Genomic DNA, 20866 nt, shown 5'->3' on the forward strand with positions numbered 1-20866 from the left:
ACGCGGGATGCGTCGTCAAAATATAGTGCATCGTCCTGATTGCGCGTACCCCTTCACTCGAACGTTGCGTGCGTACGTCAGGAGCGCTGGCAAACAGGGCAATAGAAGCTGCTGCGCTGGCCTTGCCGCAGCATTTTGATTGGTGCCGAGCAAGTATGACAGGGCGCGCCGGCGCGTCCGTAAACGTTTGCACTGAGCTGAAAATGCCCGGCACTCCCATCGGCCGACTGAAAGTCGCGCAATGTGCTCCCACCCAGGCTCACTGCCTGCTCCAGCACTGCGCCAATAGCTGCGTGCAGGCGCGCGACACGCACGGGGCCAATGCGGTGCGCCAACGCAGTGGGACGAATACCTGCCCGGAACAGCGCTTCGGATGCGTAGATGTTGCCCACACCCACCACCAGGCGCCCCGACAAGAGCAACTGCTTGATGGACGAGCGGCTGGCCTTGAGCCCTGCGGCAAAGCGTGCAAGCGAAAACGCCGGAGACAACGGCTCCATGCCCAGGTGCCCCAACAGCTTGTGAAGCACCGGCGCGCCGTGATCCGGCGCCCAGACGACCGCGCCGAAGCGACGTGGATCATGCAAGCGCAGATGACCGCGATCGGTATGCAGGTCGAAGTGATCGTGCGGCCCCATGGCTGGTAGCTCGGTTGAGAAGGAAAGGCTGCCCGACATGCCAAGATGCAGCAGCAACAGCCCTTGATCCATATGAAGCAGCAGGTACTTGCCTCGGCGCTCCACATCGACCACACGGCGGCCTGCCAGGCTCCCAGGCTCGCAGCCCAGCGGCCAACGCAGAGGTTTCCCCAGCGCGGCGCCCAGCACTGCAGCCCCGGAGATGCGCCCGGAAAAGCTGCGCCGAGTGACTTCAACCTCGGGCAACTCAGGCATGAAAGGGCTGGCGTGAGCAAAGGTTTTGCATGGATTATTATGGCCCGATGCTCTTTTCTCCACGCCTCCTGGCGGCCCCGCTGCTGGCCCTCTCACTGACGGCTGGCGCCGTACAGTCGCAGAGCGTCGCCCCCGTCGCATCCCCGCCAGAAGCCACTGCGAGCCCGCAGCCGCAGCGCAGCGCAGAGCTTGACGCCGAGTTGTTCTACGAGATCTTTCTAGGCGAACTCAGCGTTCGTGCTGGCGATCCCGGTGCTGGATACGCACTTATGCTGGAAGCCGCACGCCGCAGTCGCGACGAGGCGCTGTTCCAGCGCGCAGCAGACATTGCCCTGCAGTCGCGCTCGGCCGAGGCGGCGCTGAGTTCCGTACGCGCCTGGGAGGCCACCTGGCCCGCATCGCATCAGGCCCAACGGTATTTGCTGCAGATTTTGCTGGCACTCAATCGCACTGCAGAAACCGCTGTGCCATTAAGGAAATACCTCGATACAGCCAATCCGCAGGCACGCCAGACACTGATTCTGTCGCTACCACTTTTGTACCGACGTGCCAGCGACAAAGCCTTGGCTAGCTCGGTCGTCTCAGAGGCACTGAGCACTTACTATACCGATCCGGCGCTGGCACCGGCAGCGCGAATCTCCACCGGGCGCATGCAACTTCTTTCAGGCGACAACGCTGCAGCCATGGCGTCGGCACAGCAGGCTTTTGCCCTGGACCCTGCGGCAGACGATGCAGCGCTTTTTGCGCTTGATCTGCTTGAAGCCAAGGTGGTCGGCGCCGATGATCTTGTGCAAAAGGCGTTTTCCACCCCTCGGCCGCCACAGTTGCAGATGACGTACGCACGCGTGCTGCTCGAGCTGCAGCGCTATTCCCTGGCGCTGGCGCAACTGGAGGCGGTGACACAGGCCCATCCCGAACTTGCCCAGCCCTGGCTGGCACGGGCTGCATTGCAAGTACAGAACGGTGAACTCGACGGCGCAGAAGCATCTTTGGTCCGCTACGCCAAAGCCTCTGCCGACGCGCCAGATTCACCCGATCAACGTGCAGGCACCGCACAGACCTACATGCTGCAGTCGGAAATCGCTGAGAAGCGCGGCAAGCTGGACGAAGCACAGAAATGGCTGGAACGCATTGACGACGCCAGTACCCGCTTTGACGTACAGGTGCGCCGTGCCTCCTTGCTGGCACGCCAGGGCCGCCTCGCCCATGCCAGGGCGCTGATTCAGAGTCTGCCGGCGCCCACGCCCGAAGCAGAGCAACGCAAGCAGGCAGCAGAAGTGCAGCTGCTGCGCGAGACCGGCCACTATGTCGATGCTTTCGCCCTCCAGTCAGAACTCGTCAAACAATCGCCTGACAATGCCGATCTGATCTATGACCAGGCCATGCTGGCCGAGAAAACCGGTGATCTTGACACCATGGAAAGGCTGCTGCGCAAACTCATAGCGGCCAAACCCGACTACCACCACGCGTACAACGCACTCGGCTACTCATTTGCCGATCGCGGGATTCACCTGAACGAAGCGCGCAAGTTGATCGAAACCGCCCTGCGCCTGGCACCCGGCGACCCGTTCATCACCGACAGCCTCGGCTGGGTGGAGTTTCGCGCCGGCAACTCTGCACGCGCGCTCGAACTGCTTGCAAGCGCCTTTGCCGTTCGCAAGGATGCCGACATTGCAGCGCACTATGGTGAAGTGCTGTGGACTGCGGGCGAGCGCGAACGCGCTCTGGTGATCTGGCGCGAAGGTCTGCGCAGCAATGCCGACAACGAAACCTTGCGTGAAACCCTCAAACGCCTCGGTGTACAGCCCTGATGCGGATCTGGTTGCCGCTCGGTGATGCACGTGTGCTACATGGAGCGGGAACGCTGCTGCTCGCCTTGTTTCTGACACTGCTAGCAGGTTGCACACAGCCGCTACGCGCGCCTGCATCGCCGACTGCCCCGGCCCATTGGGATGGCCGCATGGCGCTTTCGGTGGACGGCGATGCCAAGCAATCATTTGCCGCCGTCTTTGCCCTACAAGGCAGCAGCAAGCAGGGCAGCCTCACGCTCAGTACCCCGCTCGGCACCGTGCTCGCTGAGCTGCAATGGATGCCTGGCCACGCGGTACTCCGCTCGCCCCGAGGCGAGCGCACGGCCAGCTCACTCGATGCGTTACTGGAGGAGGCACTGGGCAGCGCCATTCCCGTGCAAGCCCTGTTCGCCTGGCTACAGGGTGAATTGGCAGCAGCCGCAGGTTGGCAAGCGGACTTGAGCCGCCTGAGCGACGGGCAACTGACGGCCGTTCGCTCCAACCCACTGCCCCGCGCCACGCTGCGCATTGCATTGGAACGCTGAGCGCCGCATGCATGCCCTGTACGACGTGGCCGCGCCCGCCAAACTGAACCTTTTTCTTCACGTTACGGCTCGGCGTGCCGACAACTACCACGCGCTGCAGTCGGTTTTCATGTTGATCGACTGGTGCGACACGCTTCACTTTGAGCGGCGCAGCGATGGCCGGATCAGCCGCGAAGACCTAGAGGGCACGCTGCCCGAGGATGACTTGATCATCCGCGCGGCCCACGCCCTGCAGTTGGCAAGCGGGTGCCCGCTGGGCGTACACATTGGCGTGGTCAAACGCATACCTGAACAAGCTGGTATGGGCGGCGGATCGTCCGACGCTGCCACCACACTGCTTGCGCTTAACCGCCTGTGGCAGCTGGGGCTGACCCGCTCGGAGCTGATGGCCCTGGCCGCGCCGCTGGGTGCCGACGTGCCATTCTTTCTGGGCGGCGAGAACGCCTGGGTGGCGGGTATTGGTGAACAACTCACTGCATTGACCGGTGCAGCACGCATTCCGCAGCAGCGCTTTGTGGTGGTCAAACCAACGGCTGGCTTGGCGACACCCGCAATTTTTTCTCGATTGTCTGCGCCAGATTATTTCGGCAATGCTACAATCTCAGGCTTTGCTGCAGATCACTTTGGCTTTGGCCGAAACGACTTGCAGAGCATCGCCGAAGTGCTGTGTCCTGAGATATCCAAGACCCTGTTGTGGCTTGAATCGCTTGGATTGCGTGGCAGAATGACGGGTTCTGGAAGTGCTGTGTTTGCTGCTTTGCCGCACGATGTCGAGCTGCCCGCGCCCCCCGGCGCATGGCAGATCAAGGTCTGCGACAACCTGATGGTTCATCCTCTGGCAGGCTGGGCGTCGGGATAAGTTTTTGGTGTGCAATCCTTGTGGTTGTGCACCGGTGTAGGGGAGTCGCCAAGCTGGTTAAGGCACTGGATTTTGATTCCAGCATGCAAAGGTTCGAATCCTTTCTCCCCTGCCAAAGTCCTGATTGCGCTGGGACATTTCTTTCAAATCGCTGGGACGCTCATGCAGGCCAACCACCCCGACTTCATGGTCTTCACCGGCAATGCCAATCCGCAGCTTGCCGCTGAAATTGCACAGCATCTCGGAATCGGCCTGGGCGCTGCCCATGTAGGCCGATTCTCCGACGGTGAAGTCACCGTGGAAATCAAGCAAAACGTACGTGCTCGCGATGTCTTCGTCGTGCAGTCCACCTGCGCGCCGACCAACGACAGCTTGATGGAGTTGCTCATCATGGTCGACGCGCTCAAGCGCGCTTCGGCCGAGCGCATCAGCGCCGTGATTCCCTATTTCGGCTACGCACGGCAAGACCGCCGCCCGCGTTCCACGCGCGTGCCGATCAGCGCCAAGGTGGTGGCCGACATGCTGCAGGCTGTGGGCGTGGCCCGCGTGCTCACCATGGATTTGCACGCCGACCAGATCCAGGGATTTTTTGACATTCCCGTGGACAACATCTACGCCTCCCCGGTGCTGCTGGGCGACCTGCGCCAGCGCGACTATCACGACCTGATCGTGGTTTCGCCCGACGTGGGCGGCGTGGTGCGTGCCCGTGCACTGGCCAAGCAGCTCAATTGCGATCTGGCCATCATCGACAAACGTCGCCCCAAGGCCAACGTGTCTGAGGTGATGCATGTGATCGGTGAGATCGAAGGCCGCAACTGCGTGGTCATGGACGACATGATCGACACCGCAGGTACCCTGGTAAAGGCAGCCGAAGTGCTCAAGGAGCGCGGTGCCAAAAAGGTCTACGCCTACTGCACACACCCGATTTTTTCGGGCCCGGCCATCGAACGCATCACCCAGGGCGCGTCGCTGGACGAAGTCGTCGTTACCAACACCATTCCCTTGAGCGAAGCCGCCCGCGGCTGCGCCAAGATCCGCCAGGTTTCCGTGGCTCCGCTGATTGCCGAAACGATTCAGCGCATTGCCCGCGGCGACTCGGTAATGAGTTTGTTCTCGGACCAGGAAAATCTTTTTTAGATTTCTACAAAATCTTTTCTGATCTGAGGCAAGTAGCAGGGCAGCCCGTCGGGCAGCCCTTTTTTGCCAACCGGAGGCTGCGCTGGTCGCGGTGCGCCTCATGTCAAGGATATCTATGAACTTCGTCGCTTTTGAGCGCGCCAAGCAAGGTACGGGTGCGAGCCGCCGTCTGCGCAATTCGGGCCGCACGCCCGGCATCGTCTACGGTGGCACGGCCGAGCCACAAGCCATCGAGCTGGACCACAACGCCCTGTGGCACGCCCTCAAGAAGGAAGCCTTCCACGCGAGCGTGCTCGAGATGGAAGTGGCCGGCACCACCAGCAAAGTGCTGCTGCGTGACGTCCAATACCACCCATTCAAACAGCTCGTGCTGCACGTGGACTTCCAGCGCGTGGACGCCAAGACGCGTCTGCACATGAAGGTGCCACTGCACTTCACCAACGCCGAAGAATCGCCCGCCGTGAAGGAAGACAAGTGCACCGTCAACCACGTGATGACCGAGCTGGACGTGAGCTGCATGCCGTCCGATCTGCCCGAGTTCGTCACCGTGGACCTGCTCGGCCTGAAGAAAGGCGGCTCGCTGCACCTGAAGGACCTCAAGCTGCCCAAGGGCGTGAGCGCAGTGACCAAAGGCTCTGCCAACAACCCCGCAGTGGTCACTGCCATCCCCCCGCTGGTCATTGTGGAAGCTCCCGCAGCCGACGCTGCAGCGGCCGACGCCGCTCCTGCCAAGGGCAAGGGCAAGAAGAAGTAATCGCTTTTTCGCCTGCAGACCGGCTTCGGTCTGCAACCCTCACCGGCCCACCTGCGCGTGGGCCGTTTTCGTTTTCGGCTGTCCTGCTGACCCCACGGATAATCTTCGCATGATCAAACTGGTGGTGGGCCTGGGCAATCCCGGCCCGGAATACGAGGCGACGCGCCACAACGCGGGCTTCTGGTGGGTGGACGCGCTGGCGCGGGAGCTCAAGGTGCAGTTGCTGCCCGAACGCAGCTACTGGGGCCTGGCAGCGCGTGCCACGGTCCAGGGCCAACCGGTGTGGCTGCTGCAGCCGCAGACCTTCATGAACCTCTCGGGCAAATCGGCTTCGGCGCTGGCGCGCTTCTTCAAGATTGCGCCCGAGGAAATCCTGGTGGTGCACGACGAACTCGACCTGCAGCCTGGCCAGGCCAAGCTCAAACGCGGCGGTGGCCATGCGGGCCACAACGGGCTGCGCGACATCCATGCCCAGTTGGGCAGCGGCGACTACTGGCGGCTGCGCATCGGCATTGGCCACCCGGGCGATCGCGCCGAAGTGGCGAACTGGGTGCTCAAACGCCCGCCGCTGGAGCAACGCAACTTGATCGAAGACAGCATTGCGCACTCGCTCAAGGCCTGGCCCGCCTTGCTCGCCGCTGACATGGACAAGGCGGCGCAGCAGATTCACACCACCAAACCGCCCAGGCCCAAGCCGCCGCGGCCGGTAGAGCCCGCCTGATACTATGTTTTTGATAGCTTCCAGTGCTTTTGAAATAAGCGCCGGAGGCTACTTTCTTCAAAACTTCTGCGCGGTGGTCGGTGCCGGTCAACGCCGCGCCTGGTATTGCGGGATGGGGGTCGGAGCACGAGTTTCGGTTTGCGAAATCGTGATCCGACAGTTGCACTGCGCCCCAATGCCTGCGCCGCGCGCGTTTCCATCGTTTCGGGACTTGCTGGCAAGCGATTCGAGAGAAGGGGCGGAGCGCCGCGGCTCCAAGCCTGCCTGCGCAGGCTTGGACGTGCGCGAAGAGCAGCCGCCTCTGGCGGCCGCACAGTGCATGGCAGCCGCTCAGGGGGCTGTCTGAGCCTCCTGCAAACGCTGAAATTTTTGCCACAGCGTTTCCCGGTTCTCCACATGCTGCGGGTCCACGGGAATGCAGGCCACCGGACAGACCTCGACACACTGGGGCTGGTCGAAGTGACCCACGCACTCTGTGCACTTGTGCGGGTCGATTTCGTAGATTTCCTCGCCCATGGTGATCGCCTGGTTCGGGCATTCGGGCTCGCAGACGTCACAGTTGATGCATTCGTCGGTGATCCTCAAGGCCATTGCGCACTCCGTGGGTGATGCCGGGCATCTCGGCGCCCGGGAAGCATCAATTATCGTGCGCAGGCCAACGCACTACCGCAGGTGCTGGCTTTGCCGTTAAGCTGGCCGGCGTGGAGGTTTTTGACCCCACCCAGTTCTCTCCCATGCGCCTGTTTCTTCTGCGACGTTTCATCACCCTGCTGCTCACGCTGGCCGCTGCGTCGGCCGTGGTGTTTGTCGTGCTGGACGTGTTGCCCGGCAACGCCGCGCAGACCATGATGGGGCCGGACGCTGCGCCCGAGGCTGTTGCCGAACTGGCGCGCCAGCTCGGGCTCGATCGGCCCGCATGGACGCGCTACGCGGACTGGGTGCAGGGACTGCTGCAGGGCGACATGGGCGAGAGCTACGCCTACGGCAGTCCGGTGGGCGCGCTGGTGGCCGAGCGCCTGGCGGTCACCGTGCCGCTGGCGCTGATCGCGATGGCGCTGGCTGTGGCCATGGCGCTCAGTGCAGGCATGTTGGCCGCCGCGCACCACAACCGCGCGGGCGACACCGGCGTGATGGCGCTGGTGCAACTGGGCATAGCGGTGCCCAACTTCTGGCTCGCCATTCTTTTGATTCTGCTGTTTGCGGTGCGTCTGCAGTGGGTTCCGGCCGGCGGCTTCCCCGGCTGGAGCGCCGACGAGGGCGGTGGCTTCTGGCCGGCGCTGCAGGCCTTGCTGCTGCCCGCCGTGGCGCTGGCCGTGGTGCAGGGGGCGATTCTGGCGCGCATCACGCGCTCGGCGCTGCTCGAAGTGCTGCGCGAGGATTTCGTGCGCACCGCGCGCGCCAAAGGATTGACGCGCCGCACCGCCCTGTGGCGCCATGTGCTGAGGAATGCCCTGGTGCCGGTACTCACCGTCATGGGCCTGCAGTTCGCCGGCCTGCTCGCCGGCACCATCGTGGTCGAGAACGTGTTTGCGCTGCCGGGCCTGGGGCGGCTGGTGTTTCAGTCGATTGCCAACCGCGACGTGATCGTGGTGCGCAACTGCGTGCTGCTGCTGGCCGGCATGGTGGTGCTCGTGAACTTTGCCGTGGATGTGCTCGCCGCCCTCATTGATCCGCGATTGGCACACCGTAGTGCGTAAGACGGCTACCCCTTGGCGGCGCGCACTGCGCCATCCCAGTTTTCTGGCCGGTGGCCTGCTGGCGCTTCTGGTGCTGGGCGCAGCGCTCTTGTCGCTGTGGTGGACGCCGTGGTCGCCCTACGCCATGGACATGGCGCAGCGCCTGGCGCCGCCCAACACGCGCCACTGGCTGGGCACCGATGCCTTTGGCCGCGACGTGGCGTCGCTTTTGCTGGTGGGCGCGCGCAGCAGTTTGATGGCCGGCGTGGTGGCCGTGGGCATGGGCCTCGTCATTGGCACCGCGCTGGGCTTGCTGGCCGCCGCGCGGCGCGGCTGGGTGGAGGAACTCGTCATGCGGCTGGCTGATTTCAGCTTTGCCTTTCCTGCCGTGCTCTCGGCCATCTTGTTCACAGCCGCCTGGGGCGCGGGCCTGGTCAATGCCATCGTGGCCATCGGCATTTTCAACATCCCGGTGTTTGCCCGCGTGGCGCGCGCCGGGGCGCTCTCGGTGTGGTCGCGCGAATACGTGCTGGCGGCGCGCGCCTGCGGCAAGGGGATACTCCGCATCACGCTGGAGCATGTGCTGCCCAACATTGCCTCGGCCCTCATCGTGCAGGCCACGGTGCAGTTTGCGCTGGCGATTCTTGCCGAGGCTGCGCTTTCCTACCTGGGCCTGGGCACACAGCCGCCGCAGCCGTCGTGGGGCCGCATGCTGGCCGATGCGCAAACATTGATGCACCAGGCGCCACTGTTGGCCATATGGCCGGGCGCGGCGATTGCTTGCGCGGTGTTGGGCTTGAATCTGCTGGGCGACGGGCTGCGCGACCTGCTGGATCCGCGTCTGGCCCGATCCCGCTGAGAGACGCCCCATGCCGCTTCTAACAGTCACCAACCTGCGCATCGCCCTCGCCACGCCCCACGGCTCGGTAGAGGCCGTGCGCGGTATCGACTTCTCGCTGCCTGCCGGCGGCACGCTGGGGCTGATTGGCGAGTCGGGCTGCGGCAAGTCGCTGACCGCGCTGGCGCTGATGGGCCTGCTGCCCGAGAACAGCCAGGTGAGCGGCAGCATCCGCCTCGGCGATGAGGACCTGGTGGGCATGGACGAGCGCGCCCTGTGCCAGCTCCGCGGCAACCGCATCGCCATGGTGTTCCAGGAACCCATGGCCGCGCTCAACCCGCTGCACCGCGTGGGCGACCAGGTGGCAGAGCCGCTGCGCATCCACCGGGGCCTGCGGCGCAACGAGGCGCGCAAAGAGGCGTTAGCGCTGCTGGAACGCGTGGGCATTGCCGACGCCGCGCGCCGCATGGGAGGCTACCCGCACGAATTTTCGGGTGGACAGCGCCAGCGCATCTGCATTGCCATGGCGCTTGCCTGCGGACCCGAACTGCTGATTGCCGACGAGCCCACCACCGCGCTGGACACCGAGGTGCAGGCGCAAATCCTCGCCCTGCTGGCGGAACTGGTGGCCGAGCGCAGCATGGCGCTGCTGCTGATCTCGCACGACCTGGCCGTGGTGGCGCAGCACACGGCGCAAATGCTGGTGATGTACGGCGGCACGGTGGTCGAGTCTGGCGCTACGCAAGAGGTTTTCGCCCGCATGGCCCACCCCTACACGCGCGGCCTCTTGGCGGCCCGCCCGGTGCTGGGAAACCATGCGAGCACCCGCGCCGCGCTGCGCCCGCCCCTGCCCACCATTGCCGGAAGCGTTCCTTCGCTGCAGTCGCTGCCACCGGGCTGCCCGTTTGCCGGGCGCTGCGCCTTCACCATCGACGCTTGCCACGCCGCGCCGCCACCCGCGCTGGACCTGGGCGGCGGCCACCGCGTGCGCTGCATCCGGCCCGAAGCCATGGCGGGCCATGCGCCATGAATGCCATTACTCCTGAATCCATAGCTTCCAGTGCATACCCAATAAGCGCTGGAGGCCATTTTGAGCATAAGAATGACGGCGAGCCGCTGCTCCGGGTGCAGAACCTGGCGCACCACTACGCCCTGCCGCGCAAGCGGCTGTGGGGGCCGAGGCCGCAGGTCACGGCGCTGCGGGATGTGAACCTCACGCTCCACGCAGGGCAAAGCCTGGGCATCGTTGGCGCCTCGGGTTCGGGCAAGTCCACGCTGGCGCGGCTGGTGATGGCGCTCGATAGGCCCAGCAGCGGCAGCGTGCTGTGGGCCGGCCAGAATCCGCAGCAGATGGGGGCGGCCGAACTGCGCCGCGCTCGCCGCCATCTCCAGATGGTGTTTCAAGACCCGTTTGGCGCGCTGGACCCGCGCCAGCGCATTGCCCGCACCGTCGCCGAACCCCTGGCTGCGCAGGGCGACACCACGCGCGCCGAGCAGCGCCGCCGCGCCGCCGAAGTGCTGGAGCAGGTGGGCCTCGCCGCCGAAGCGCTGGAGCAGTACCCGCACGAATTCTCCGGCGGGCAGCGCCAGCGCATTGCGATTGCGCGCGCGCTCATCACCCGGCCGCGCGTCATCGTGGCCGACGAGCCGGTGAGTGCGCTCGACGTTTCGGTGCAGGCGCAGGTGCTCAACCTGATGCAGCAACTGGCGCGCGACTTCGGCATTACCTATCTGCTCATCAGCCACGACCTGGCAGTGGTGCAGCATTTGTGCGACGAGGTGGCCGTGCTGCACCAAGGCCGCATCGTCGAGCAGGGGCCGCCGGCCCGGCTTTTCCAGTCACCGCAGCACGCTTACACCCAGGCTCTGGTGGCTGCCATGCCGATTGCGCCAACTGGTGTACAAAAGCCTTTTTTGCCGCCCTCGGAGATCGCCCCATGATGAACCGCCGCACCGCTCTCGCCGCCTCACTGGCTGCCGCACCGCTCGCCAGTCCGCTGTCCGCCTGGGCCAAGGACGATGGCGCCCGCATGGTGCTCGCCCTCACCCTCGAACCCCCAGGGCTGGACCCGACGGCCAACGCCGCTTCGTCGATTGGCGAAGTGGTGCACTACAACGTCTTCGAGTCGCTCACCAAGATCAATTCGGACGGCAGCATCTCGCCCCTGCTGGCCGAGAGCTGGGAAGTCTCACCCGACCTGAAAACGACCACATTGCGATTGCGCAAGGGCGTCAAGTTCCACAACGGCGAACCCTTCAATGCCGAGAGCGTGAAGTTCTCGCTCGACCGCGCCGGTGGCGACAAAAGCACCAACAAGGACAAGCGCAGCTACGCCAAGGTCAGCACGCACATTGAAGACGAGCACACCGTCGTGCTGATCAACGAAGACATCGACCCCGACTTTCTCTTCGTGCTTGGCCAGGCCACGGCCATCATGGTCGAGCCCAAAAGCGCCGCCAGCAACGCCACCCAGCCCGTGGGCACAGGACCGTACAAGCTGGCGCAGTGGCGGCGTGGCGCCTCGGTCACGCTGGAGCGCTGGCCTGGGCACCGCGATGCCAAGAAGCTGCAGATTGCGCGCGCCACCTTCCGCTTCATCTCCGACCCGGCGGCGCAGGTCGCTGCGCTGCTCGCGGGCGACGTGGACGTGTTTGCCCGCGTCACGCCGCGCAGCGTGGCGCAGTTCAAGGGCCTGCCGCGCTACCAGGTGGTGGTGAGCGGCTCGCGCGCCAAGACCATTCTGGCGATGAACAACGGGCGCAAGCCCCTCACCGACGTGCGCGTGCGCCGCGCCATTGCCGCCGCCATCGACCGCAAGGCGGTCATCCAGGGCGCCGCCGAGGGCTATGGCGTGCCGATTGGCAGCCACTACGTGCCGGGTGCCTTTGGCTACGTGGACACCACCGGCATCAATCCCTACGACCCGGCCAAGGCGAAAAGCCTGCTGGAAGAAGCCGGCATCCGCACACCGCTGGAACTGACCATGACGCTGCCACCGCCGCCCTACGCGCGCCAGGGCGGCGAAATCATTGCGGCGCAACTGGCGCAGGTGGGCATCGTCGCCAAGCTGCAGAACGTGGAATGGGCCCAGTGGCTCTCGGGCACCTACGGCAACAAGAACTACGACCTGACGCTCATTTCGCACGTCGAGCCTTTTGACCTGGGCAACTTCGCCAAGCCCGACTACTACTGGCAGTACCACTCGGACGCATTCAACACACTGTTTGAAAAGATCCAGCACACCGCCAGGCCCGCCGAGCGCGCGCGCCTGCTGGGCGAGGCGCAGCGCCTGCTGGCCACCGACTGCGTGCATGCCTTCCTCTACCAGCCGCAGTGGGTGACGGTGGCGAACAAACGCGTGCGCGGCTTGTGGAAGGACATGCCGATTTTTGTTAACGATCTTTCTACCCTGTCCTGGGCGTAATAACGACAACCCCCTGAGCGGCTGCAAAGCACCGTGCGGCCGCCAGAGGCGGCTGCTCTTCGCGCACGTCCAAGCCTGCGCAGGCAGGCTTGGAGCCGCGGCGCTCAGCCCCTTCTCTCAATTCGCTGCGCGATTTGGGAAGGGGGACGACGCCAGCGCCCGGAGTGCAGACGACATTTGCATGTCGGGCGGCCCTTGCGCGGCGGTCGCTGGCTTAAGTGCGCGCCAAGATCAACCGTAGCGCACTCATTTTTATCGAAGGAAGCAAAGTGACCCAGTTGCATGAATTGTCTGCCGGCGCGCTCGCAAAGGGCTACGCCTCTGGCGCGTTTTCACCAGTCGACGTCGCCAAGGCCGTGCTCGCCCGCATCGAGCGCTGGGAGCCGCACCTGCATGCCACCTGGCTGCTGCGCCCCGAGCTAGCGCTGGCGCAGGCGCGCGAGAGCGAAGCGCGCTGGCAGCGCGGCGCCCCGCTCTCGCCGCTGGACGGCGTGCCCATGACGCTCAAGGACAACATCGCCACGCTGGGCGACCCGACGCCGCTGGGCACGGCCGCCGCGCCGCTGTTCCCGGCGCTGGCCGACGCGCCCCCGGCTGCTCGCCTGCGCGAGGCCGGCGCGGTGCTGGTGTCCAAGACCACCATGCCCGACTACGGGATGCTGTCGTCGGGGCTGTCGAGCTTTCACGCGCTCGCCCGCAACCCCTGGGACCTCAGCAAAGGCCCGGGCGGCTCCAGCGCCGGCGCCGGCGCTGCTGCAGCGGCCGGCTACGGTCCGCTGCATGTGGGCACCGACATTGGCGGGTCGCTGCGCCTGCCGGCGTCCTGGTGCGGCATCTTCACGCTCAAGCCCAGCCTGGGGCGCATTCCCATCGACCCGCCCTACACCGGCCGCGCCGCCGGCCCCATGACGCGCAGCGTGGAAGACGCCGCGCTGATGATGGCCGTGCTCTCGCAGCCCGACGCGCGCGACAGCATGCAGCTGCCGCCGCAGGAGATTGCCTGGCAGGATTTCGAGCGAGGCCCCGAGCATTTGCGCGGCCTGCGCATCGGTTTGCTCTTGGATGCCGGCTGCGGACTGCCAGTAGATCCGCAGGTGCACGACGCCGTGGCGTACGCGGCGACCCTGTTTGAGGCGGCTGGCGCCACCGTCACCCGCATGCTGCCCTTTCTGCACCGGGAAATGCTCGCCGGCATGGACCATTTCTGGCGCATGCGCTCACACCTCGACATGGCCGCCCTGCCGCCCGAGCGCAAGGCGCGCGTGCTGCCCTTCATCCAGGCCTGGGCCGACAGCGCGGCCGGCCTCTCGGGCACCGAGGTGTTCCACGCTGCCCAGCAGTTCCACGCCACGCGCGTCGCCACCGTGGCGGCCTGCAGCGCGTTCGACTACGTGCTCTCGCCCGTCGCGCCGATCACCGCCTTTGCCGCCGAGCTGGCCAGCCCGACCGACGACCCGCTGCGCGCGCTGGAGCACATTGCGTTCACCGTGCCCTTCAACATGTCGGAGCAGCCGGCCGCGTCCATCAACTGCGGCTACAACACGGAGGGCCTGCCGATTGGCCTGCAGATTGCCGGCGCCCGCTTTGACGATCTGGGTGTGCTGCGCGTGGCGCGCGCCTTCGAGCAGTTGCGTGGGGTGCAGCGGCCCTGGCCCGAGCCACCAGGCTAGAAAATACTGATGAAAATAGCCTCTTTCGCTTATCCAATAAGCGCCAAAAGCTATCAACAAGATAGCATCAAGTCGCGGCGCGACTGATCGTTGCCAGGCGCACGGCCAAGCCCAAAAACACCACGCCTGCAGCCCGGTTGAGCCAGCGCTGCGCGCGTGGCGAGCGCAGCAGCAGCGTGCCAAAGGCGCCCGAGAACACGGCAATGGCGCCAAACACCAGCAACGTGGCCACCATGAAGACAACACCCAGCAGCATGATCTGCGGCGCCACACTGCCCAGCGCCGGATTGGCAAACTGGGGCAGAAAGGCGAGGAAAAAGATCAGCACCTTGGGGTTGGTCAGGTTCATCACCATGCCGCGCCCCACCATGCGCCAGGCGCCGCCAGCGGGCCGCTCGGAGATGCCGGGTGCTGTGTCGGCTTGAACCTCGTCCTGCACCACCTCAGGGTAGGGACGCAGCGACTGCCAGGCCAGCCAGGCCAGATACGCCGCGCCCAGGTATTTCAGTACCGTAAACGCCGTGGCCGAAGCGGCAAAAAGCGCCGCGAGCCCCAGTGCCACAGCCGCCGTGTGCACCACCAGGCCCGCACACAGGCCCACCACCACGGCCATGCCGGCGCGCCAGCCACGCTGGGCCGATTGCACCAACACAAACAGATTGTCTGGGCCGGGCGTAATTCCCAGCAGCAGGGAAACACCAAAGAAGGCGAGCAGGGTATCGAGAGAAGGCATGACAGGGACAGCAAACCAAAAAGCCATTGTGTCAGCGAATCGGGATCACGAACACGCGCGGTTTGGGTTGGCACTGCGGTCCCTGGTAGGGCCCGCTATCGCGATCCCATCCTGGGCCAGGCGATATCTGGGCGCAAATGCGCACGCCGTCCACCTTGCTGCGCCACCAGTACCAGGGAGCGGGCGCAGCCCAGGCAAGCTGCGCCAGGAGCAAAGCGCAGATCACCACCAGTCGCGCGGCGAGCTTCATCGCAGCGTCCAGGCGGCAAAGCGGCTCAGAAATTCGTCCACCGCCTGCGTATAAGCGCCGGCCTGGCCCAGTTGCGCATTGATTTGACCGTGGGAAAGTGGCTGCGGCAACACCTCGGCCTGCCCACCATGCGCCTGGCTTTTGCGCGCATAGACCTGTGCTTGCGTACACGAACTGCGGCGCGGCGACGAGCACACCAGCAGCGTGGGAGGCAGGGCGGCTTGCAACTGCTGCAGGGGTGAGACCCGCAGCCAATACGCAGGGTCGCTGCCAAACGCCTGATCGAACAGGCGCGCGTGGCGCCCGTTCATGATCTCGGGGACGTCCAGCGCGCCGCTGTCAAGCAGTACGAGCGCCTGCGGCGCACGCGCCCCAGCCGCACGCAACCACTGCGGATCGCCTGCCACCAGCGCCGCCAAATGCGCGCCAGCCGAATGGCCCATCAGCACGAACCTCCTGGCGTCCGCTCCCCAGGCTGCAGCTTGCTGCTGCGCCCAGGCCAGCGCCTGCGCCACGTCCTGCGCCTGCAGGTCGGGCCTGGCCTGCGGCAGCATCCGGTAGTTGACGGACACCACCGCAACGCCTTGGGGCAGCCAGTGCGCGAGCTTGTGGTCGATCAGCCGGTCGTGCGTCTTGTCGCCCCGCCGCCAGCCGCCCCCATGCACCAGAAACAGCACGGGCGCCGCCTGGGCATGCGCCGGCAGGTACACATCCAGGCGCTGCGAGCCGTCCGGCCCATAGGCGAGGTCGCGCAGCACACGGGTGCCGGCAGGCAGACCCGGCGCCGGCTGCGAGCGGCTGCTGTCGGCCTCGTCGTCCAGGGGTTGCTCCAGCAGCGCGCGCTGCTGCAAGCGATCACGCAGCGGGCCACCATGGGCTGCAGGTCCGAAGCCGGCGATGGCGATCAGGAGCAGCGCCGCCAGGCACTGGACACCACGATTCTTTGGCAGGGAGTTCATGCTGAACCTCGAAAAAGTCTGCCGATTGTGCGCAGCGCGCATGAAGGCATTGCTGCGCCGAGGTTTCAAGCCGTAACAATCCAGCCTTCCAGGCGGTCTATGGCGGGCGGCAGGCCGTACAACGCGTCGCCTTCGGCATGGCAGCGCTCGCCCCAGGCAGCCTGCAGCAGGCACAGCACGGCGTCCAGGCTGTCGCCGCTGGCGTCCTGCACCAAAGCATCGGCCTGTGCGGGACGCAGTTGCAGCCGCAGGCCCAGCCGCGTGCGGCCCGTCTCCAGTGCGGTCAGCAGGTCTTTGCGCGCGATCAGCCGCTCGGGCGTTTGCGCAGCGCGGCTGTCGCTTTTGTAGCTGCGCCGACCAATGAGTTCACGCGCCAGCAGGCCAGGGTAAGCCTCCAGTGCCACGCGCGCCGGGTCGCCCGCATGCAGACCCGGCAGGTGCGCGCCCGCTTCCAGCAGCAGCGGCACGCCGGCGTGCAGCATGAAGGCCACTGGCGGATTGACCCATTTCATGCTCGGGCTCGACCCTGCCGGACCATCGGTGCCACGGTGGGCGAACTTGCCGCCCACAGGGCGCGCCGCGCAAAAAGCCGCAAACCGCGCACGAATCTCGTCTCGCCCCAGGCCCGCGTAATACTGCATGCAGGCCTGCCAGTCCGTCGGCCAGCCCAGGTGCTCGACCAGTTCGCGCGGCAGCCCAAACGGCAGGTCAAAGCCACCCACCCACCGCCCCGGCGCTGCCAGCCAGTGGCCCAGGGCGTCGAGCGTCTCGAAATGCAGGAGCGACACCAAGCGCACACTTGCGCCAAGGCGCTCCCCTTGCGCCAGCACGATGCGCTTGCGGCGGCTGGGGCGGCTGGAGAAATCGACGCCGATGAGGCGCGCAGTGGCTGCGGTGGGTGCGCTGCTCATGGCATCAACCCAGCGCCAGCAAGGCCACGCCGGCCGCGATACATACCGCGCCCAACAGCCGGGCGAGACGGTCGCCCTCGCCGAGCAAGTGCCCACCCAGCAAAGCGGCAAACAGCATCGACACCTCGCGCGCGGGCGCCACCAGCGAGATCGGCGCTTCGCGCAGCGCAAACAGCACCAGCACGTACGACACCGGGCTGATCACCGCCACCAGCAGCGCAAAGCGCCACTGCGTGCGCCACAGTGAGCCCGCAGCGGGCAAGTCGCGCAGTACCACCGGCGCCAGCACGGCGACCCGCACAAAGTTGCCCATGTAGTCCACCAGAATCGGCGACATCAGCAGCAGCTTGACGGCGTAGCCATCCACCACCGTATAGCTGGCTATGAATGCGCCTGTGAGCAAGCCGTAGGCCATGCCCTTGTGCACCCGGGCTCGTGCCTGCACATCGTGCGCTGCGCGCAGCAGGCCGGGGCCGCCGGCAATCAGGAACACGCCGCCCACAACGCCCACGATGCCCACAGCGCCCAGTGCAGAAATGCGCTCGCCCAACAGGGTGATGGCCACCAGAGACGAAAGCAATGGCCCCGAGCCGCGCGCCAGTGGGTACACCACCGTGAGATCGGCCTTGCGGTAGCCGCGCAGCAGCGTCACGTAATACGCCACGTGCAGCAAGCCACTGCCCACCACGATGCCCCACTCCGCCGCGCCCCACAGGGGCACCACGCCCCGCCCGACCCACCATCCGAGCGGAGCCCAGAACAGCATCATCAGAAATGAGGTGAAGAAGGCAAAGCGCGAGTCTCCTCCCGCCTTTTTGGCCGCAATGTTCCACGAAGCGTGGATCAGAGCGGCCAGAAGGATGAGAGCAAAGGCGGTAGGGGTCACGGGCGGGAAACGAAAGGCTTCCATGCCAACAGCCGCAGCGCCCTTGGACCTGCGGCCGTGTGCGGCGCGAAGAGTCAGTGATCGAGAATGCTATGAGGCGCCCGCAGCGCATGAAACCGGCACAGCCCGAGCCAGCGGCTACCGTGCAAGGGCCGCCAGCATTCCACTGCAGGGGCAACGGTGGCATCCTCCTGCCCGCACCGCGCAGCGGTGCGGGAGCGGGGGCTGAGGGGCGTGGCTCCAGGCCTGCCTGCGCAGGCTTGGACGTCCCAGAAGAGGCGCCGCCTCTGGCGGCTGCACGCAGGCGCAACGCGACTCAAGGGGGTGTTCACCTCATGCTCTGCCGATGATGGACGCCGTCGCCATCAATTCCTCGAGCAGGGCAAACGACACGGTGCCAGAGACGCTGTAGGGATCCAGCTCAGGTTTTTCAGAGTATTTGAGCAAGATGGAATGGTTGATCTTGGAGAGATTGACCTTGCCCATGGTCCAGCCGCCAAAGCGCCGCTCGGCGATCTCTTCGTAATGCAACAGCTCCACGTCCTTGTGGCGCACGTCGCGCTGAATGTGCCCGTAGAGTTCATTCACCGCAGAGCGCCCACCCTCAATGGCCTGCAAAAACACGCCGCCGCCGTAACACAGGATGCCGGTGATGCCGCAGCCGGGGTTGTGTTCGCGCGACTGGGTGAGGATGGCGTCGATGGCTTCGGGCGAGTTGTCGACGGCGCGGCTGGCGTAGAGCAGGCGTACCAACATGTCAGTTCCTTCCTGGAATGAGCGAGAGGAATTCGCGGCGCAGTGCCGCATCCTTGAGGAACACGCCGCGCATCACCGAGTTGAGCATCTTGCTGTCCATCTCCTTCACGCCGCGCCAAGACATGCAGAAGTGGCTTGCCTCCATGACGATGGCCAGGCCGTCGGGCTGGGTCTTTTCCATGATCAGGTCGGCCAGCTGCACCACGGCTTCCTCCTGGATTTGCGGCCGGCCCATGACCCAATCGACCAACCGGGCGTATTTCGACAGGCCAATCACGTTGGTGTGCTCGTTCGGCATGACGCCAATCCAGATCTTGCCGATCACCGGGCACAGGTGGTGGCTGCAGGCGCTGCGTACCGTCAGGGGCCCGACGATCATCAGCTCGTTCAGGTGCTCGGCATTAGGGAACTCGGTGATCGCGGGGGGCGCCACGTAGCGGCCCTTGAAGACTTCGCTCAGGTACATCTTGGCCACGCGGCGCGCGGTGGCGTGGGTGTTGTGGTCGCCCTGGGTGTCGATCACCATGCTGTCGAGCACCCCTTGCATTTTGAGCTCCACCTCGTCGAGCAAGGCCTCCAGCTCGCCGGGCTCGATGAACTGGGCGATGTTGTCATTGGCGTTAAAGCGCTTGCGGGCAGCAACGACGCGCTCGCGAATCTTGACGGAGACGGGAACGCCTTCGTCGGGGGCTTCGGGGCGGATCTCAAGGGGTTCAGAGCGCAGCATGGACGAATGGTAACAGTGGCACAAGGTTCGTGCATTTCAAGTATTTTTGGCCGCTAGCGCTTATGTGACAAGCGCTAGCAGCTACAAACAACATAGCATTGATGCAAGCTGGCTAGTAGGTCTTGCCGGTGAGCCACAGCGCACTGCGTACCAGCGCAAAGGCCAGGCGGTCGAGCAGGCGCGCGCGCCAGGGCCGCGCAGCGTAGGCGGCGCTGTCAATCTGCTGGCCGGCATGCTCCATGGCGTCCACCAGACGCGCGCGCAGGCTGCGCGCAAAATCGGCGTCCGCGATCGCCACATTGGCCTCTTTGGCCAGCAGCAGGCTCAGCGGATCGAGGTTGGACGATCCCACCGTCGCCCAGGGGTGCGTGCCTTCAGCGTCGATCACCGCCACTTTGGCATGCAGAAAGCTCGGTGCATATTCGTGGATTTCGATGCCCGCCTTCAGCAGCTTGCCGTATACCGGCCGCGCCGCGTGGTACTGCAGAAAGTACTCGTAGCGCCCCTGCAGCAGCAGGCGCACGCGCACGCCGCGCCGCGCCGCAAGCACCAGCGCGCGGCGCAGCTTTCGACCTGGAACGAAATAGGCATTGGCAATGATGACCTCATCGCGCGCTTGCGCAATGGCGCGCAGGTAGGCGCTCTCGATACCGGCGCGGTGGAGCAGGTTGTCGCGCAGCAGCAGTGCAGCGCGCACTGTTCCAACGCCGCGCCTTGTGCTGCCCGCTCCGCGCGAAGCCGCTTTCGCCGCCTGCATGGCACGGCGGGCGTCGCCCAGATGGCGCGAACGCGCGGCACTGGCAGCCTGCATGCGCCACCAGACGATTTGCATCGCCGCCTGCGCTTCGTCGGCAATGGGGCCGAGCACCTGTACCGCGAAGTCGAGTCGCGGCGCTTCGAGCCGCCCGTAATTCGGATCGTAAAAATCGTCCAGCAGGTTGATGCCGCCGCAAAACAGCACCGCGCCATCGACCACACACAGCTTGCGGTGCATGCGGCGCCAGCGCTCGGGCAGGAGCAAGCCCAGCGGCCCGAGCGGCGCATACACCTGGTACTGCACGCCGGCAGCGCGCAGGCGCTCAAGCCAATCGGTGGCCAGGCCGCCGGTGCCAAAGCCATCAACCAGCAACTGCACTTCGACGCCCCGGTGCGCAGCGCGCTCCAGCGCCTCGCCAATGCTGGCACCGCTGTCGGTGAAGTCGCAAATATAGGTTTCAAACCGCACGCTCTGCGCCGCGCCATCCATGGCCTGCACCAGCGCGGGGAACAGCTCCTGCGCGCCCTGCAGCAGCACTGCACTGTGGCCAGGAACCAGCTCGACAGGGCGCGCCATCTA

The 20866-nt window shown here is 65.5% G+C and carries 22 protein-coding genes and 1 tRNA gene; 13 read left to right on the forward strand and 10 right to left on the reverse strand.

What is annotated here, in order from left to right; genetic code table 11:
* Positions 1-77: 77 nt before the first annotated feature.
* Positions 78-893 carry a bifunctional DNA-formamidopyrimidine glycosylase/DNA-(apurinic or apyrimidinic site) lyase gene (mutM, locus tag C6571_RS03675; RefSeq protein ID WP_106445490.1) on the reverse strand — a complete coding sequence of 272 codons (816 nt, stop codon included), beginning with the start codon at positions 891-893 and terminating at the stop codon, positions 78-80.
* A 47-nt stretch (positions 894-940) separates the two neighbouring features.
* Between mutM and C6571_RS03680 the strand changes: the two genes are divergently transcribed.
* The 7 genes from C6571_RS03680 (at position 941) to pth (ending at position 6699) form a co-directional block, all read left to right on the forward strand.
* Positions 941-2704 (forward strand): tetratricopeptide repeat protein, encoded by a 1764-nt coding sequence (locus C6571_RS03680; RefSeq protein ID WP_245901376.1) that lies wholly within the window; start codon positions 941-943, stop codon positions 2702-2704.
* 149 nt (positions 2705-2853) lie between these two features.
* The gene (locus C6571_RS03685) at positions 2854-3228 is read left to right on the forward strand and encodes an outer membrane lipoprotein LolB (protein ID WP_245901377.1); all 375 of its coding nucleotides are present in this window, start codon (positions 2854-2856) and stop codon (positions 3226-3228) included.
* 7 nt (positions 3229-3235) lie between these two features.
* Positions 3236-4087: a 4-(cytidine 5'-diphospho)-2-C-methyl-D-erythritol kinase gene (ispE, locus tag C6571_RS03690; protein WP_106445493.1), complete on the forward strand. Its 852-nt coding sequence runs from the start codon at positions 3236-3238 to the stop codon at positions 4085-4087.
* A 38-nt stretch (positions 4088-4125) separates the two neighbouring features.
* Positions 4126-4202, forward strand: a tRNA-Gln gene (locus C6571_RS03695).
* Positions 4203-4249: 47 nt separating this feature from the next.
* Positions 4250-5224 (forward strand): ribose-phosphate pyrophosphokinase, encoded by a 975-nt coding sequence (locus C6571_RS03700; RefSeq protein WP_106445494.1) that lies wholly within the window; start codon positions 4250-4252, stop codon positions 5222-5224.
* Between the two features lie 115 nt (positions 5225-5339).
* Positions 5340-5978: a 50S ribosomal protein L25/general stress protein Ctc gene (locus C6571_RS03705; RefSeq protein WP_106445495.1), complete on the forward strand. Its 639-nt coding sequence runs from the start codon at positions 5340-5342 to the stop codon at positions 5976-5978.
* Between the two features lie 109 nt (positions 5979-6087).
* Positions 6088-6699: an aminoacyl-tRNA hydrolase gene (pth, locus tag C6571_RS03710; RefSeq protein WP_106445496.1), complete on the forward strand. Its 612-nt coding sequence runs from the start codon at positions 6088-6090 to the stop codon at positions 6697-6699.
* Positions 6700-7029: 330 nt separating this feature from the next.
* Here the strand turns inward: pth and C6571_RS03715 are convergent, their stop codons facing one another.
* Complete coding sequence (locus C6571_RS03715) at positions 7030-7290, reverse strand: YfhL family 4Fe-4S dicluster ferredoxin (protein WP_106445497.1); 261 nt, start codon at positions 7288-7290, stop codon at positions 7030-7032.
* A gap of 143 nt (positions 7291-7433) precedes the next feature.
* Between C6571_RS03715 and C6571_RS03720 the strand changes: the two genes are divergently transcribed.
* From C6571_RS03720 to C6571_RS03745, 6 genes are all read left to right on the forward strand, one after another.
* Entirely contained in the window at positions 7434-8396 is a 963-nt protein-coding gene (locus C6571_RS03720; protein WP_106445498.1) for an ABC transporter permease, read from the forward strand.
* Complete coding sequence (locus C6571_RS03725; RefSeq protein ID WP_106448023.1) at positions 8347-9234, forward strand: ABC transporter permease; 888 nt, start codon at positions 8347-8349, stop codon at positions 9232-9234. The genes C6571_RS03720 and C6571_RS03725 overlap by 50 nt, the downstream gene beginning before the upstream one ends.
* Positions 9235-9244: 10 nt before the next feature.
* Positions 9245-10243 carry an ABC transporter ATP-binding protein gene (locus C6571_RS03730; RefSeq protein WP_106445499.1) on the forward strand — a complete coding sequence of 333 codons (999 nt, stop codon included), beginning with the start codon at positions 9245-9247 and terminating at the stop codon, positions 10241-10243.
* Positions 10240-11154 (forward strand): ATP-binding cassette domain-containing protein, encoded by a 915-nt coding sequence (locus tag C6571_RS03735; RefSeq protein ID WP_106445500.1) that lies wholly within the window; start codon positions 10240-10242, stop codon positions 11152-11154. The genes C6571_RS03730 and C6571_RS03735 overlap by 4 nt, the downstream gene beginning before the upstream one ends.
* Positions 11151-12638 (forward strand): ABC transporter substrate-binding protein, encoded by a 1488-nt coding sequence (locus C6571_RS03740; RefSeq protein WP_106445501.1) that lies wholly within the window; start codon positions 11151-11153, stop codon positions 12636-12638. The genes C6571_RS03735 and C6571_RS03740 overlap by 4 nt, the downstream gene beginning before the upstream one ends.
* A gap of 269 nt (positions 12639-12907) precedes the next feature.
* Positions 12908-14308: an amidase gene (locus C6571_RS03745; RefSeq protein ID WP_106448024.1), complete on the forward strand. Its 1401-nt coding sequence runs from the start codon at positions 12908-12910 to the stop codon at positions 14306-14308.
* A gap of 67 nt (positions 14309-14375) precedes the next feature.
* Here the strand turns inward: C6571_RS03745 and C6571_RS03750 are convergent, their stop codons facing one another.
* From C6571_RS03750 to clsB, 8 genes are all read right to left on the reverse strand, one after another.
* Positions 14376-15041, reverse strand: coding sequence for a LysE family translocator (locus C6571_RS03750; protein ID WP_106448025.1), 666 nt, complete (start codon positions 15039-15041; stop codon positions 14376-14378).
* Positions 15042-15072: 31 nt separating this feature from the next.
* Positions 15073-15291 carry a hypothetical protein gene (locus C6571_RS03755; RefSeq protein ID WP_106445502.1) on the reverse strand — a complete coding sequence of 73 codons (219 nt, stop codon included), beginning with the start codon at positions 15289-15291 and terminating at the stop codon, positions 15073-15075.
* Positions 15288-16250 (reverse strand): alpha/beta hydrolase, encoded by a 963-nt coding sequence (locus tag C6571_RS03760; protein WP_106445503.1) that lies wholly within the window; start codon positions 16248-16250, stop codon positions 15288-15290. The genes C6571_RS03755 and C6571_RS03760 overlap by 4 nt, the downstream gene beginning before the upstream one ends.
* 65 nt (positions 16251-16315) lie before the next feature.
* Positions 16316-17161, reverse strand: a complete 846-nt coding sequence (locus C6571_RS03765; RefSeq protein ID WP_106445504.1) for a DUF429 domain-containing protein — start codon at positions 17159-17161, stop codon at positions 16316-16318.
* A gap of 4 nt (positions 17162-17165) precedes the next feature.
* Positions 17166-18047, reverse strand: coding sequence for an EamA family transporter (locus C6571_RS03770; RefSeq protein ID WP_106448026.1), 882 nt, complete (start codon positions 18045-18047; stop codon positions 17166-17168).
* Between the two features lie 333 nt (positions 18048-18380).
* Positions 18381-18803: a BLUF domain-containing protein gene (locus tag C6571_RS03775; RefSeq protein ID WP_106445505.1), complete on the reverse strand. Its 423-nt coding sequence runs from the start codon at positions 18801-18803 to the stop codon at positions 18381-18383.
* A 1-nt stretch (position 18804) separates the two neighbouring features.
* The gene (folE, locus tag C6571_RS03780) at positions 18805-19530 is read right to left on the reverse strand and encodes a GTP cyclohydrolase I (protein WP_106445506.1); all 726 of its coding nucleotides are present in this window, start codon (positions 19528-19530) and stop codon (positions 18805-18807) included.
* Positions 19531-19642: 112 nt separating this feature from the next.
* Complete coding sequence (gene clsB / locus C6571_RS03785) at positions 19643-20863, reverse strand: cardiolipin synthase ClsB (RefSeq protein WP_106445507.1); 1221 nt, start codon at positions 20861-20863, stop codon at positions 19643-19645.
* Positions 20864-20866 lie beyond the last annotated feature (3 nt).

This window comes from Simplicispira suum (genome assembly GCF_003008595.1).
Lineage (GTDB): Bacteria > Pseudomonadota > Gammaproteobacteria > Burkholderiales > Burkholderiaceae_C > Simplicispira > Simplicispira suum.